This is a genomic window from Pseudoalteromonas phenolica (assembly GCF_005886345.1).
Classification (GTDB): Bacteria; Pseudomonadota; Gammaproteobacteria; order Enterobacterales; family Alteromonadaceae; genus Pseudoalteromonas; species Pseudoalteromonas phenolica_A.
This window is the reverse complement of the sequence record NZ_PNEC01000037.1, coordinates 29784-44915: the sequence shown is the minus strand read 5'-3', so window position 1 is coordinate 44915 and position 15132 is coordinate 29784. Positions and strand designations below refer to the sequence as shown.

The 15132-nt window shown below is 41.5% G+C and carries 7 protein-coding genes; 2 read left to right on the top strand and 5 right to left on the bottom strand.

Going from position 1 to position 15132, the window contains the following annotated elements:
* Positions 1-126: 126 nt before the first annotated feature.
* From CWB72_RS13895 to CWB72_RS13885, 3 genes are read right to left on the bottom strand one after another with little or no spacing between them, the layout of a single operon-like run.
* Positions 127-3195, bottom strand: coding sequence for an efflux RND transporter permease subunit (locus CWB72_RS13895; RefSeq protein ID WP_138632443.1), 3069 nt, complete (start codon positions 3193-3195; stop codon positions 127-129).
* Positions 3182-6442: an efflux RND transporter permease subunit gene (locus CWB72_RS13890; RefSeq protein WP_138632440.1), complete on the bottom strand. Its 3261-nt coding sequence runs from the start codon at positions 6440-6442 to the stop codon at positions 3182-3184. The genes CWB72_RS13895 and CWB72_RS13890 overlap by 14 nt, the downstream gene beginning before the upstream one ends.
* A 24-nt stretch (positions 6443-6466) precedes the next feature.
* Complete coding sequence (locus tag CWB72_RS13885) at positions 6467-7597, bottom strand: efflux RND transporter periplasmic adaptor subunit (protein ID WP_138632437.1); 1131 nt, start codon at positions 7595-7597, stop codon at positions 6467-6469.
* Between the two features lie 274 nt (positions 7598-7871).
* On the opposite strand from CWB72_RS13885, the gene gdhA reads away from it, so the two are divergent.
* Positions 7872-9215 (top strand): NADP-specific glutamate dehydrogenase, encoded by a 1344-nt coding sequence (gene gdhA, locus CWB72_RS13880; protein WP_138632434.1) that lies wholly within the window; start codon positions 7872-7874, stop codon positions 9213-9215.
* A 64-nt stretch (positions 9216-9279) separates the two neighbouring features.
* Here the strand turns inward: gdhA and CWB72_RS13875 are convergent, their stop codons facing one another.
* Complete coding sequence (locus tag CWB72_RS13875) at positions 9280-11451, bottom strand: M3 family metallopeptidase (protein ID WP_130256675.1); 2172 nt, start codon at positions 11449-11451, stop codon at positions 9280-9282.
* A gap of 165 nt (positions 11452-11616) precedes the next feature.
* Positions 11617-12774, bottom strand: coding sequence for an alpha/beta hydrolase (locus tag CWB72_RS13870; protein ID WP_138632431.1), 1158 nt, complete (start codon positions 12772-12774; stop codon positions 11617-11619).
* Positions 12775-12910: 136 nt separating this feature from the next.
* Here CWB72_RS13870 and CWB72_RS13865 point away from each other — a divergent pair, with 136 nt between their 5' ends.
* Positions 12911-14971: a winged helix-turn-helix domain-containing protein gene (locus CWB72_RS13865; RefSeq protein ID WP_138632428.1), complete on the top strand. Its 2061-nt coding sequence runs from the start codon at positions 12911-12913 to the stop codon at positions 14969-14971.
* Positions 14972-15132 lie beyond the last annotated feature (161 nt).

Here is a 15132-nt window from a genome sequence, read left to right as displayed (position 1 = left end):
AAGTTAAGACATAATTTACTGTATGAGTGTAGAAGGGATATTGAGATTAAACAAAGTGAAGATTTCTTTTCATCTACCTACTGGCACAAAAAAGCGCGAACTCGTCGCGCTTTTTATCTTCTAAGTTTAGCTAAGCCTACTTAACTTATGATTGGCATAGGCCCTTGCCTCAGCAAGTCTGTTACTAGTCCCCTGCCCTAAACGATAAAGCAGGTAATAACAATAAGGTACAAAAGCTAAACTGGTGATGGTTGAAAAGATTAAGCCACCAATAATGGCAATCGCCATGGGTTTGTAATCTAATACGCCAGAATCAGCAGAGCTGCTATCGAATAACACAGGCAACATACCAATTACCGTCGTTGCCACCGTCATTAAGATTGGGCGTAAACGCGTTGAACAGGCATCAACAATCGCTTGTTGTAAGTGCTCGGCTGAGCCCTTAAAGCGGTTAATTTGGTCAATCAAGACTATGCCATTGTTTACCACAATACCCATAAGTACCAACATGCCTAACATGCCTGTTTCACCCAAGCCGATACCTAGTAATGCAAACGTCCAGTAAACGCCAACAAAACCAAGGCCTATAGAACTCAAGATAGCGATAGGTAATAAAAGAGACTCAAATAAAGCTGCCATGATCATAAAGATCAAGAACAGCGCAATCACCATATTAAAAGCCATGTCTTTCATTGACTCATCTTGCTCAGCAAATTTAGGACCTAAGCCCCAAGAATAGCCTCGCGGTAAGGTCATCGCATTCATCATTTCTTCAATGGCTTTTGCAGCTTCTTTATGACTGACCTCTTCTATGTTCATTTCAATTGAAAGCTGAGTTTGACGATCAACGCGCGAAATTGTGCGAGGTGCTGGGCGAGTTTCGATTTCAACCAATTGTTGCAACGTTAAAATAGCACCGTTCGACTCCATCACAGGTAAGCGTTTCAGCTCTTCCATAGGAATAGCACCTTGCTCGTAGTAACCTGCGATGATCTCCACTTCACCTTTGTCTAAAGTTCTCAGTGTTTTCAAATTGAGGCCACGCATGGCATTACCAATTTTCGTGGCTATTTCTTGCGTCGATACGCCTAGCTGCATAGCACGCTGTCTATCTACGATTAACTGCATTTCGTAAACATCGCCCTCAGAACTGTTTTTGACATCAGCAAAATACGGATGTGCTTCCATCACAGGAATGAGTTGCTCTGCTAAATCGTTCAATTGAGCAGTCGAACGACCAAATAAATACACACTAACAGCGGTGCGTGAACCTACTTCGCGCTGCAAAGACGCTTTGGCATAGGCTGATTCAGGAAAGTTATCACGAATGTTTTTCTTTATTTCATCAATCGACTTAGGCAAGTCTTCAACGAAGCGAATGCTGGTCCATGCCCCTCTTTGATAGACGCCTGAATATACTTTTTTAATGCCCAAAGATTCTTTATTTTCTAATAAATAAGTTTCTATCTCTTGCAAAAATGCGAGCTTTTTATCGAGATCAGGTTCGCCCTTGAACTCATAAAAAATCTGCTGGCGCTTTTGAGATTGAGCGTCGCTAGAACTCTTATCAACTACGCTTTTTGCGAGTGTGACACTCACGAACATGATTAAAAAGAGTGCCCCCACGCGCTTAGGATGACTAAGCCCCCAAGTTAAAGCTTTGCGATATTTTTGCTGAATTTTGTCTGGCATAGACTCATTTTCAGCTGCACTATCTGGAAGTACGCGATACATACAAAGAGGAATAAGGGTTTTCGCTACCAGTAGCGACACCAACAATGGCACACAAATAGACACTGCAATTTGCTGTAACATCACAGTTAGAAAATTGCTGTCGCCCATTTGCAGAGGTAAAAAGATGACCACTGTAGTGAGTGTTGCGCTCAAAATAGCCGTGCTGACTTTATCAACCCCCTCTATAACCGCAGATTTACCCGAGCCACCTTGAGCTCGCTGTTGCAAGATACTCTCGCACACCACCACCGAGTTATCGATAAGCAAACCTATTGCGATGATCAAACCAATCAGTGTCAGCATATTTAAGCTGAAACCCATAAAGTAAATAACCGCCAGTGAAATACTTAAAGAAACAGGGACGGCAAGGACGACTACGCCAGTGAGTTTAAGGTTACGTAAGAAGAACCATAATACAAAGAATGATAATACTGCGCCGATTGCACCCGCCTTGAGTAACGAAGAAATAGACACTTCAACACTATTACCATCATCTCGGTCATATTGAATATCGATATGTTGTAGTTGTGGCTTTTGCATTACTTCATCAAGAGTTTCACGAATACGGTTTGAAACATCTACCACATTCGAGTCTGACTCTCGAAATACATCTAAGCCCACAGCGGGTTGGCCATCTACTCGGCGTTGCCATTGGCGTTCACTCAAAGCGTAGTGCACGTTAGCAATGTCAGAGAGTTTCACACGCTCGTTAATCCTCTGCGCACGAATATCTTCGATATCACGATATTGGCCCTGCGGTGTCACCGCATAGCGATAATCATCAGTTTGAACTTCACCTACCGATTTTAAGAAATTCGCTTCTTGAAGCACTCGAGTCACTTGCTGAATATCAACGCGATGCATAGCCAGTTTGTCTGGGTCAAGCTGTATCCAAATTCTCGGCTGACGTAAATAAAGCTCTACGCGCCCCACCCCTTGAATCCGCTCTAGTGGCATTTTTAGGTTATTCTCTAAAAACTCATAGTCATTATTTAAAGATTTCTCACTCAATAATGTTAGTTCAACAACCGGCATATCTTGGGTTGAGAACTTCATCACATCTACGCGTTGTAAGTCCTCAGGTAGTAGGTGTCGAACCATATCAACCTTTTCTCGGGCTTCTAAAATTGCCACATTTAAGTCGGTTGAAAATTTCATCTGCAAAGTGAGCGACGCCGAACCTGAAGAGGTACGAGAAGTCACAGAGTTTACCCCACCCATGGTTGCCAAAGCTTCCTCAAGTGGTTTGGTAATAAGACGCTCTACCTCTTCTGGCGTGGAGCCAGGGTAAGATGCTCTTACGAACACAGCTGGTGCATTCACCGCTGGCCAGCTATCAAGCGGAATAAGCTTACTGCTGATCAGCCCTGCTACGATCATAGAAATCATCAACATAAAACAGGTTACTGGCCGTTTTAAGGCCAGTGCTGTCAGGTTTTTAATTGACTTATCCTGCTTCATAATCAGCCTTACTTAATTGCTCATTAGTCTGCACTTGATCACGGTTAAACACACTATATAAAACAGGAATAACAATCAGAGTTAAGAAAGTTGCAATCAACAAACCGCTCATCACAGTAATCGCCAATGGCGCGCGTAATTCAGCGCCCTCACCTGTTGCCATCGCCATAGGTAGTAGGCCTAAAATTGTGGTCATGGTTGTCATGATGATTGGGCGTAAGCGTGAGTTGGCCGCTTCTAAAATAGCATCTAACATCATGCAGCCTTGCGTGCGTAATTGATTAATACGGTCAATTAAGACAATGGCGTTATTGACCACGATACCACTTAGCATGATCAAACCAATAAAGGTGATCACACTTAAACTGGTGCCAGTAATAAATAGACCAAAGATTGATCCTAAAACCGCCAGTGGCACGCTGAATAAAATGATGAACGGATTTAACAATGACTCAAACTGCGAAGCCATTACCAAATAAACCAAGAATACAGCCAGCAATAGCGCCATAATTAATGACGAATAGGCTTCTTCCATTTGCTGGTTTTGGCCAATGACTTGGCTATAAACACGATCAGGTAAGCCTAAAGATGCGACTTCACTGCGCACAACCTGCGCAGCTGTTGCTAAATCACCTTCTTTAACAGAGGCAGTAATGATGGCAACGCGCGCCTGATCTAAACGATTGATTTCGTTCGGGCCAATAGACTCTGTAACTTTCGCAACTGCTGACAGCGGTACACTCTGACCATTTTCACCATGAATAATTAAGTCGCGGATCGCAGACACTGAGTTACGCGAATCACGGTCGACCTGAACCATAATATCAACCTGACGATCATCTAGGTTATATTTGCTTGCAACGTTACCGCCAATTTTGGTTGCCAAAATATCGGTAATGCCAGCTGCGGTTAAACCTAGGCTACTTAAACGTTGATGATCAAACTCAATTTTCAGCTCAGGCTGCCCCGCTCTTAACGATGTGGTGACATCGGCAAAGCGGTTTTGTTGTTGTAACTGTGACACCAATCTATCGGCATACAGTTTTAACTCTTCGAGCTGATAACCACTCATCACTACAACTAAAGGACGCTCTTGCTCAAACATACGACTTTGGGTGAATTCTGCATTGATCTGCGCCATACCCGATAGTTGCGCACGTAACGCGTCTTGTACTGCGCTTAGTTGTGCTGACGTTTCAGTTTTAACAACCAGTTGTCCCCAATGAGAGCCACCGCGTGTCGCACTACTCATCATCAGACTACCTGTACCCGACATACTGTAAGTGTGCACCACACCTGGCATATCAACGACTGAGCGCGCCAATAAATTAAGCTGTTGGTCGGTTTGTTCAATTGGCGTGCCCTGACGAAGCGTTATTTCTAGCGTCAGCTCTGTTTGTGCTACTTCAGGCATCAGCTCCATGCCCAACTTAGGCAATAGACTTGCAACACCCACAGCAAAAACTAACGAAATTGAAATAACCAATGCACGCTGCTTCATCGCGCCTTTCAGTAGCTTGTCATACCCTTTGGCAAAAACTTTATAGACACCATTGAATGCAACATAAGCCGGATAAGTAATTTTGCTTGTGCACCAGCCAATCATTTTCGACAGCATCATAATGATGCGTAACATCCAACGCCCGATAAAACATGGGATCACAACTGCGACAAATTTGAACGGCAGTAATAACAAACTGAGCCATTTCTTTGCACCGGTTTTCACGGGCTTTTCAGCCTTAATGCTTTCAGGGTTTACATCACCAGAGGCAATTGAAAACTGACGTGACGCCAACATAGGAATAAAGCTCAGTGCCACTAATAAAGAGGCAAGTAAAGCAAAAGTGACTGTCAGTGCTTGGTCGCTGAAAATCTCACCAGCAAAACCTGTGACAAATGCCAAAGGTGCAAATACCGCCAATGTTGTCAGTGTAGAGGCGGTTACTGCTCCAGATACTTCATTAGTACCTTCGATTGCAGCTTGCTCAACATCTTGCCCTTGCTCTTTTTTACGGTAGATGTTTTCAAGTACTACGATGGCATTATCGACCAATAAACCAACCGCCAGCGCAATACCGCCTAAAGACATAATGTTAAGGCTGATGTTATTCGCAAACATCAAGTTGAAGGTCGCAATGATTGACGTTGGAATAGCCAGTGCGATGATGATAGTCGGTTTAAACTTACCTAAGAAAAGATACAAAACCACAATCGCAAGTAGACCACCGATAATTGCAGTTTGCTTCACTTCATCGATGGCTTTTTCAATAAACTCAGCCTGATTAGAAAGGATTTTCAGCTCAGCATTTTCTGGAAGCTCGTCTTGTAGTTGTTCAATTTTAGCCTGTACGCGTTTAGCCACTGCCACCGTATTGGCATCGCCTTCTTTATACAAGGCCATCTCGATTGCTTCGTTACCATTAACTCGAGTAATATCTTGGCGCTCTTTTACACCATCAACCACAGTGGCAATGTCACGTAAGTAAATCGTTTGTCCGGCATCTTGTTTAATAATGACATCGCCGATTTCTTCGATATAAGTAAACTGGTTAAGGGTACGAACTAAAAACTCTTGCTGACCATCGTAAACTCGACCGGCCGACACATTGATATTTTCGTTTTTAATACGGTTAGTGATCATCTCAGCAGTCACATCACGCATATTGGCTTGTTGTTGGTCAATAAGCACTTGTACTTCTTGCTCTAAACCACCACTGAGTTGGACTGCAGCAACCCCATCAATAGGCTCAAGGGCGCGTTTTAACTCTTCTTCTGCGAAAGTACGCAATGACCTTAATTGCGTATATGATTGTGCATCCCCTGAGATGCTTAGTCTTAAAATAGGATCTAATGAAGGGTTAAACCTTAAAATGACGGGCTTTCTCAGCTCAACAGGTAGCATCACCATGTCGAGTTTTTCGCGAAGTTCCATAATGGCCAGATCCATATCTGTGCCCCATTGAAACTCAATCACTAAATCAGACTGACCCGGTTTAGAAATAGAATGTAATTTACGAATGCCTTTAACGACACCCACCGCTTCTTCAATTGGTTTTGAAATTAGTTGCTCAATTTCAGCGGGTGCTGCACCGGGGTTTTCTGTTCTTACTGTTAAAGTTGGGTAACTTAAATCAGGTAATAACGACACCACAAGGCGTGAGAACCCCACCATACCGAACAACATTACCGCCAAAACCAACATGGTTATGGTTACTGGGCGCTTTACCGCAAGCCTAGCAATATTCATACTCTGTCCTTACTTCTGGCGCGATTAAAGCTGTTGTGGCTTTTCTTCGGTATTGGTCACGATGGCACTTTGGTCATGATTTAACACTTTCAGTAATGCATCATCTTTCAAACCATGTTGACCTACAGTTATAACGCCATCTTGATTCGGAATTGGGGTAATGACTTCTACCCAGCCGTCTTGAGTGTAACCGGTTTCTACTTCAAGCTTTTTAGCTCTGTCATTCTGTGCAACGAACAGGGTTGCTTTACCATCTTTTTTGATCACAGCGTTTTCAGGTACTAAGGTAACGCCTTGCTTGCTATCAAGCAATAAAGCAACACGGGCAAACATCCCCGGCTTTAAAATGTTCTCTTGATTATCAATCGTCAGTGTCACTTTGAATGTGCCTAACTTGCTGTCTACCAAAGGTGCAATTCGCAGCACGGTTGCTTCTAGTTGTAGGTTTGGCTCTGCAGGAAAATGAAGTTTTGCAACTTGACCAAGCTTAACTTTACTAAGTTCTGACTCTGGCAGGTAAACCACACCGATAAGAGAGTCTAATGACACAACATGAAACATTTCATTGCCTGAATTACTTAACATGTTATGGGCTTTGACTGAACGCTTAGCGATAACACCGTCAATCGGCGAGACAACTTTACTGTCGCGAAGTTTAATTCTGGCAACTTCAAGTTGGTTTTCTGTGGTTTGCACTCTAAAACGCAGTTTATCTAAATCTTTTTCAGAGATCAGTTGTTTACCATTAACAGGCTGACTTCGTTGGTATTCTGATTTAGCAGATTCATAATCAATCTTGGCACGCTCAAAATCTAATTCATAATTACGCGGGTCAATTTGTGCCAGTAAGTCACCAGCGCTAACACGCTGACCTTCTTGTGCATGCACTGATTCAAGCATGCCTGTTACCTTATTAACCACTTTACTTTCTTGCTCTGCTTCTAAAATGGCAGTGGTTTGATAAAACTTGGCAACATCACCTACTTTTGAAAAAGTGACCTCAACAGGAATTGCAAACTCTTCTTTTTCTTCTTTTTTTGCAGTTTGCTCGGTTTTGCTACCCGCTTTTTCAGTGCTTTCTTCGCCTGAGCAGGCCACTAAGCCTAACACTGATAATGCCAAAAGTGATTTTTGAAATGAATTTAGCAACGACATATTCCCTTCTTATTTTACTAGCCATAACTTACTTGCTCACATCATAAGCGAAAAGGTTAAGAAAAAATAATGCTACCATTGTTAATTTGTAAGGGATTGTAAAATATTACAATCTACACTGATTAGGTACTTTTTTGATACAACTTAAATACTTAACTGTCAGAACTAATTACTAACAAGTTATGAGAATTCGACTAACATCATAGAATATAAGTGCTTTATTTTGAGCTATGAATGGTTCAAAAAACCTCAAGCACATACCGAAGGTGTAACTATGTACGATGATTTAACTCTTGAACATTTTATGGACGGCTTGATCAGACGTAATCCTTTTGAAACTGAATTTCACCAAGCTGTAAAAGAAGTCGCTGAATCTGTGATCCCTTTTATTAATCAAAATGAAAAGTACAAAACAGCGCACTTGCTAGAAAGAATGACAGAGCCAGATAAGGTCGTGTCTTTTCGTGTCACTTGGGAAGATGACGAGGGTAATATTCGTATTAACCGTGGTTATAGAGTGCAATTTAACAATGCCATCGGGCCATACAAAGGCGGACTTCGCTTCGACCCTTCTGTCAGCTTAAGTGTGTTAAAGTTTCTAGGCTTCGAACAAACTTTTAAAAATAGCTTAACTACCTTACCCATAGGCGCTGGCAAAGGCGGCGCCGACTTTAACCCTAAAGGCAAATCTGACAGAGAAATCATGCGATTTTGCCAGTCATTTATGACACAACTTTATCAACATATTGGTCCTAATATAGATATACCCGCAGGCGATATTGGCGTTGGTTCAAGAGAGATTAGTTACTTGTTCGGGCAATATAAGCGTATCACCCACAGAGTAGAAAGCGTGCTAACAGGCAAAGCGCTGGAATATGGTGGTAGCCTTGTTCGCACCGAAGCCACCGGCTACGGTAATGCGTTTTTTATGCAAGCCATGCTTGCGCACCATCACCACAAAATTAAAGACAAAAGCTGCTTAATATCAGGCTCAGGTAATGTTGCGCTTCACTGTGCAGAAAAGCTGATACAGCTAGATGCCAAAGTGCTCACCCTTTCAGATTCTATTGGTACACTATTTATTCTAGATGGTCTAACGCAAACACAGCTTGATAAAATCAAAGAAATTAAGATTCAACAACGCAAACGACTCGATGTATTGACCAGTGAGTTTAATTGCGAGTTTTTCGAAAATAAAAAGCCTTGGCATATCAAGGCACAACTCGCTTTTCCTTGTGCAACACAAAACGAGTTGATTGAGGAAGACGCAATACAATTAGCAAATAATGGCTGTATTGCGGTGTCTGAAGGCGCCAATATGCCTTGCACACCAGAGGCCGTAAAAGTGTTTCATGACAATAAAGTGCTGTATGCACCAGGCAAAGCGGCAAATGCCGGTGGCGTGGCAGTATCGGCTTTAGAAATGTCGCAAAACAGCATCCGTATGTCGTGGTCGCATGAGGAACTTGAAGAGAAATTACACCACATTATGGAACAAATACACGATAAATGCGTGCTACATGGAGAACAAGAAGGACATGTTGATTATGTCAAAGGTGCCAACATAGCCGGTTTTATTAAAGTGGCAGACGCCATGCTCGCCTATGGTGTTGTATAGATTGAGTACAAAGAAGCCCAGCAATCGCTGGGCTTGATGTCTTTTTTTAGCTAATTGCTAATAATTACTCAGATACTGGGAAGCCACGGTCGCGCATTAACGCGCCAACCTCTGCATCACGGCCACGGAACTTGTTATAAGCTTCTGCTGGATCCATTGCATTACGAACTGAGAATAGATATTTAACTAAACGGTCACCTAAGTCTTTATCGTAGAAGCCGCCTTTAGACTGTGCAAAAGCTTCAGCTGCATCAGAGGTTAAAACTTCTGCCCACAGGTAACCATAGTAGCCTGCCGAGTAACCTTCACCAGAGAAGATATGGCCGAAATGCGTTGTACGGTGACGCATGACGATTTCAGATGGCATGCCTAGCTTAGACAATTCTGACTTTTCGAACTCAACCGGATCGCCAATTAGTTCAGGATCAGTCATATGGAATTTCATATCCATAATCGCAGACGCTAAGTACTCAGTTGTTGAGAAGCCTTGATTAAACGTCGAAGACTTTTGGATCTTCTCGATTAATGATTTTGGCATTGGCTTGCCTGTTTTGTAATGAACAAGGTACTTATTAATTACTTCGTCAGTTGATAACCAGCGCTCTAATAGCTGAGATTGGAACTCAGTGTAATCGCGTACACCGCCATTCGAACTTGGGTACTTCACGTTTGAAGATAGTGCGTGTAATGCATGACCAAATTCATGGAAGTAGGTATTTGCATCATCCCAAGAAACCAGCGTTGCTTCACCATTTGGTGCTTTCACAAAGTTAGAGTTATTAGTGCTCAGTACATTTGTTTTACCTTCAAATGTCGTGTGTGAGCGGAATGACGTTGCCCAAGCACCTGAACGTTTGCCTTTACGTGCAAACGGGTCAAGATAGAATAAACCTACGTGCTCACCGTTCGACTTACGCTTCACTTCCCATACTTTCACATCTTCATGGAATACCGGCACTGAACCTTCAGCGACTGGTGTGAAAGTGAAATCAAAAAGCTCGCCTGCTACGTAGAACATGGCTTCGGTAAGCTTATCCGCTTGAAGGTATTCTTTAACTTCATTTGAATCTAGGTCGTATTTCGCTTTACGCACTTTCTCCGCGTAGAAGCGGTAATCCCAAGGTGCAATTGTGATTTTTGCACCTTCTTTATCAGCAACCGCTTGCATGTCTGCTACTTCTTCTTTAACGCGCGCAATCGCTGCAGGCCATACTTTGTTCATCAGTTCGATGGCATTTTCAGGTGCTTTTGCCATACGATCTTCTAAACGCCACTGTGCATAATTTTCGTAGCCTAGTAGCTGAATACGTTCATGACGTAACTTTAAGATTTGACTGATCACATCACGGTTATTGTTTTCGCCCGCATTATTACCACGGTTGTAGTAATTGTTCCAAACTTGCTCACGCAGTTCACGCTCTTCAGAGTACTTTAAGAATGGGTCCATTGACGAACGCGTATTTGTTACCGCGTATTTGCCTTCTTGACCGCGCGCTTTAGCTGCAGCAGCGGCTGCTGAGATGTAAGACTTAGGTAAGCCAGCTAACTGATCTTTAGTAAGATAAACCACATAGTTTTCTTCATCAGCCAGCACGTTATTACCGAATTTTGTATGAAGGCCTGACAGCTCCATGTTGATTTCAGCATAACGCTTTGCTTCATCGCCAGACAGTGTTGCACCATTTCGTGCAAAACCGTTATAGCGCATCCAAGTAATACGTTGCTCTTCTGCAGTTAGTGACTTGAATTCATCGCTTTTATAAACCGCTTGAACACGCTCAAATAAGGCTTTGTTTTGCGTGATCTTAGAACTCATCACTGAGAACTTTTGTAGTAGCTTGCCTTGTAGCTTACGGAACTCAGGGCTTGAATTGTTGTTAGCCCAAATACCGTAATATGGGAATAAACGGTTAAGTGCATCGCCCGAAGCTTCTAAAGCAACGATGGTATTTTCAAAGGTTGGCTTTTCAGGGTTATTTGCAATGGCATCAATATCAGCAAGGTTATCTGCAATTGCAATATCTAGTGCAGGTTCAAGGTCAGCTAATGTAACTTTATCGAACTGAGGCACACCTTGGTAAGGGCCTGCGTATTTTTGTAATAAGATATTGTCGTATTGTTTTTCTACTTTCTGTACAACCGATTCTGCTTGTTTTTGTGTTGTACTTTCTGTGCTGCTACAAGCAGCAAGTGCAACAACAACCGCTGCACTTAATAGAGAGATTTTAAGTTTCATTTTGTACTTTCCCAGTTAGTTAACGCTTCTATGTTACGAGCCAAATGCCCTAGTGCAATAAAAAATGCGATGAGAATAGTATCTAAATGTAAATATGCTGCATTATTTGACCTACAGCATATTTTTCATATTTGAAATCAGTATTTAACGAATTAACTTAACCAGTTATAGTTTTGCTCTGATTTTGGCCTGTAAGTCTTGGCTTCTGCGCTGCTGTCTGGAATTAGGCTTTGCATTTTCAATGGCCTGCAAAATGCTGCGGTTTGCCGCAATCGGTTGACCTTGAGCGAGATACAATTGAGCCAACTCATAAAATGGCGCTGAGCGGTTAGGGTAATAACCCTGCCATTTTTTAATCAGATAATGCGCTTCTACATAGTGCTGCTCCCTGATCAGATAAGCTGTTAACCCCCATAACTCGTTAAACTCAGGACGAATAGAGTAGCCTAACCTTTTAGATAAACGCGCATAATGAGCATCAAACTTTTCAGGTGCTCCCACCATAGTATTGCTAGACAGCCACCAATCTCGAAATGTATACCTAAGCGCATGGTATAACCCTAGGTGTGCAATCGTCATATGATCTTCACCTGAAATAAATCGAGCACTTATATCAAGAGAGCTAGGTGCTTTTGTTTCCAATAATGCTAAGAATTTTTCAAAAGCAGCATACTGTTTTACAAACGGGGTTTCTTTTTCACTGTAGGCTACAAGTATTTTATTATTTTCCAAACTCACTAAGCTGTGCTCTATCTCCTCTAAAAGCTTGCCATCAGCCCAAGCTAAAGTCGGTGACAACGCAAAGTAAGCATCAAATTTCTCCGGGTGACGTGCTAATGTAAACATAGTAAATAAGCCACCTAAAGAATGACCACTCAATATCTCAAATGGCGCTGTGCGATAGGTTTGATTAATCAGTGGTTTTACCTCAGTTTCAATAAAAGACAGCAGCTTTTCTGCCCCCTGAGACTTGCTAAATTCAGTGCCATCTTGATGGTAAGGGCTCAGCTCATTGTGACGGTCAAAGGTTTGAATGCCCACAACAATCAACTCTGATATTCCACCAGCTAAATAATGGATCATAGGCGCAGCATGTGGTAACTGCATATTTGCGTCGGTTAAATAAATAACCGGATAGATATTGTCTTTATCTTGCTGGTAGTTAGCGGGCAAAGAAACAAGAATTTCTCGTGTCTCACCATAGACTTTTGACTTTATTTTAGTAATGCTTGCTGCCGATGAGGCTTGGGTATTTTGTGAGATAAATAAAAACACAATTACCAAGAGGGTTTTTAACACTTGCCAATGTTTTACGCTTAGCATGGCGACTCCTTATCATTAATTTGAATTGGCTAATGTAATGATTAAGAAATTGAAGAACATGTTAATTAAACTATGTTTCTCTTAAGAATCGCTTAGGTTTTTTCTATTATTATTTTTCAATAACTTAAAAGCATAAATGGACGCATTTTATTTAAACCAAATCTTCATCGATCCAAGTAGAAATCAAGTTTTTCATGGCGATGAATGTCTATTAATCGAGCCCAAAGCCATGACTTTGTTATGTGTTTTTGCTCAGCAGCCCAATAAAGTGCTAAGCCAAGAAGTACTATTTGAAGCCGTTTGGCAAAATCGTATCTTTTCACCTAGTTCATTACAGCGTTTAATTACCCTACTTCGTAAAGCATTAAAAGATGACCCCAAAGCCGCTCAATTTATTCATACCCATGCGAAACGTGGCTATAGCTTAGAAGTTCAGCCCGCATTTGCTGAACACCTTAGGTCAGATAACGCAAACAAACAAAAAAAACTGACTGAAAGTACTCCCTTAAAGGCGCCCTTCTATGTATTACCACACCCCCTTTGGGTAATTGCGCTTAGCCTATTACTTATCGCCGGTTTTAGTGTTTTCTTTCTCTCTAATACCAATTCAAATGATCAAAAGCTCAATAAGCCTGTTGCTCTAACGCATACTGCTAACAATGAATCTATGCCGAAACTCTCTTTAAATGCGCAGCAACTTTTGTTCTTGCGCGAAACGGGGTCACGTTTTGAGTTAGTTTTAAAGGCAACGGAAAAAGAAAGTGAGTATTCACTTCTCACACAAAATAAAACATTTGAGTTTGCTTGGTTAAATAACACCACGGTAGTGCTAACACACAGCGAGCCTAACTCAGGTAATAATCATTTAAAGGTACTCACTTTAGCTGACAACCAAGTTATGTCTGAGCGGACAATTAAAGTCCCTTCTCATATAACTGATCTGCGCGCGCTTCAAACAGGCCATGATAATACCTTGTATATGCTTGCGACTGAGACAAAACTAGTCAATGCTCGAAATCTCTTGGTTGCATTTAAAGAGCAAACCACACAATTTAAGACTTTATCAGTACTGCCTGAAGATACTTTTGTGCAAGACTTAGCAGTTGCAAGCAATGCACTCTATTTCACTGCAACTAAAAGCCATAGCATACAGCAGCTTCTTAAATATGATTTAGGTACAGCAAATTTTAAAATCATCAAAAAAGATTTAGCATCGATTTATCATGTTGCTTGGGATTACCTTCGTAACCAGCTGATATTGTCTGATACGTTAAAGGCGGGTGTATTCTCATTAAGTGCTCAGCAGCTAAATAAAACCAAGCAACAAGGCGAAATAAAGTTGCTTCCTTTTAATTTCGAAAGCCCATCGCCGCTTTCTCAAATTCAGGTAACTAAAAACGCAGTCTTTGGCACTACTTTTCAACAAAACATAGATATAGCATCGAATAATGCAACTCTCACTCATGTGAATAGCAAGTACGAAGACTACCAAGCAAGTGTTTCTCCCTCAGGTGAACACCTTGCATTTGTTTCACATAAACATGGTCGGCCCATGCTTTTTGTTAAAGGTAAAAAAGGTGTAGCGACTATTTTTGACAACCCGCATCAACATGACTTCATCTCTAGGGCTATTTGGTCTAGTCATAGTAATGAGTTTGCCTTTGCTGTTGGCGGGCAAGTGTATTTATATGACTTAACCAATAAGCAACTTACACATATAGAGTCTGATCAACATATAATTCGGGTTGATTATTGGCAAAATAATACAAACCAATTGATTGCCACAACAAAACAGCTTAACACTGCCGCTATTATTGAGTTAGACACTAAAATAGTTTGGCCTTTTACCCTGCAAGGCACTGTGCTCTATAAAGATGAAGACCAGCAAATAATTTGGCAAAACGATACGCTTGAAAATTTGGCTAAACTTAAAACATGGCAACCTGAACAAGGAGAGATAGTTCATGCATTTTCAGTTAAAGGTCTAATATTGGCTCATGTTCGAAATGCGATTGAAAGCAACTTGTTTATTCTAAAAACCAATTTAGAAGTTCAAGAGTCAACTGTACTTCCGACAAATGTACAGTTTATCTCGAGTGCTTTTTTCGAACCAACCAAGGAGAATCTTGTTTACTTTTACTCTCATTGGCGAAACCAAGATGCTGATATAGTCAAAAGTGATAATTACCAAAACTAAAACAATCACACTTTTTGCAATATTATCAGTGCAAGCTCTTTTGTTTCACTGTTGCACCTTTCATTCAACCTCAGCCCTGCATTAAAAAGCATTCTTGAGTGCCTAGCTTGATTCTTACATTCCCTCTATTTTTCATAGCTTCGTAATATTACTAAATATTT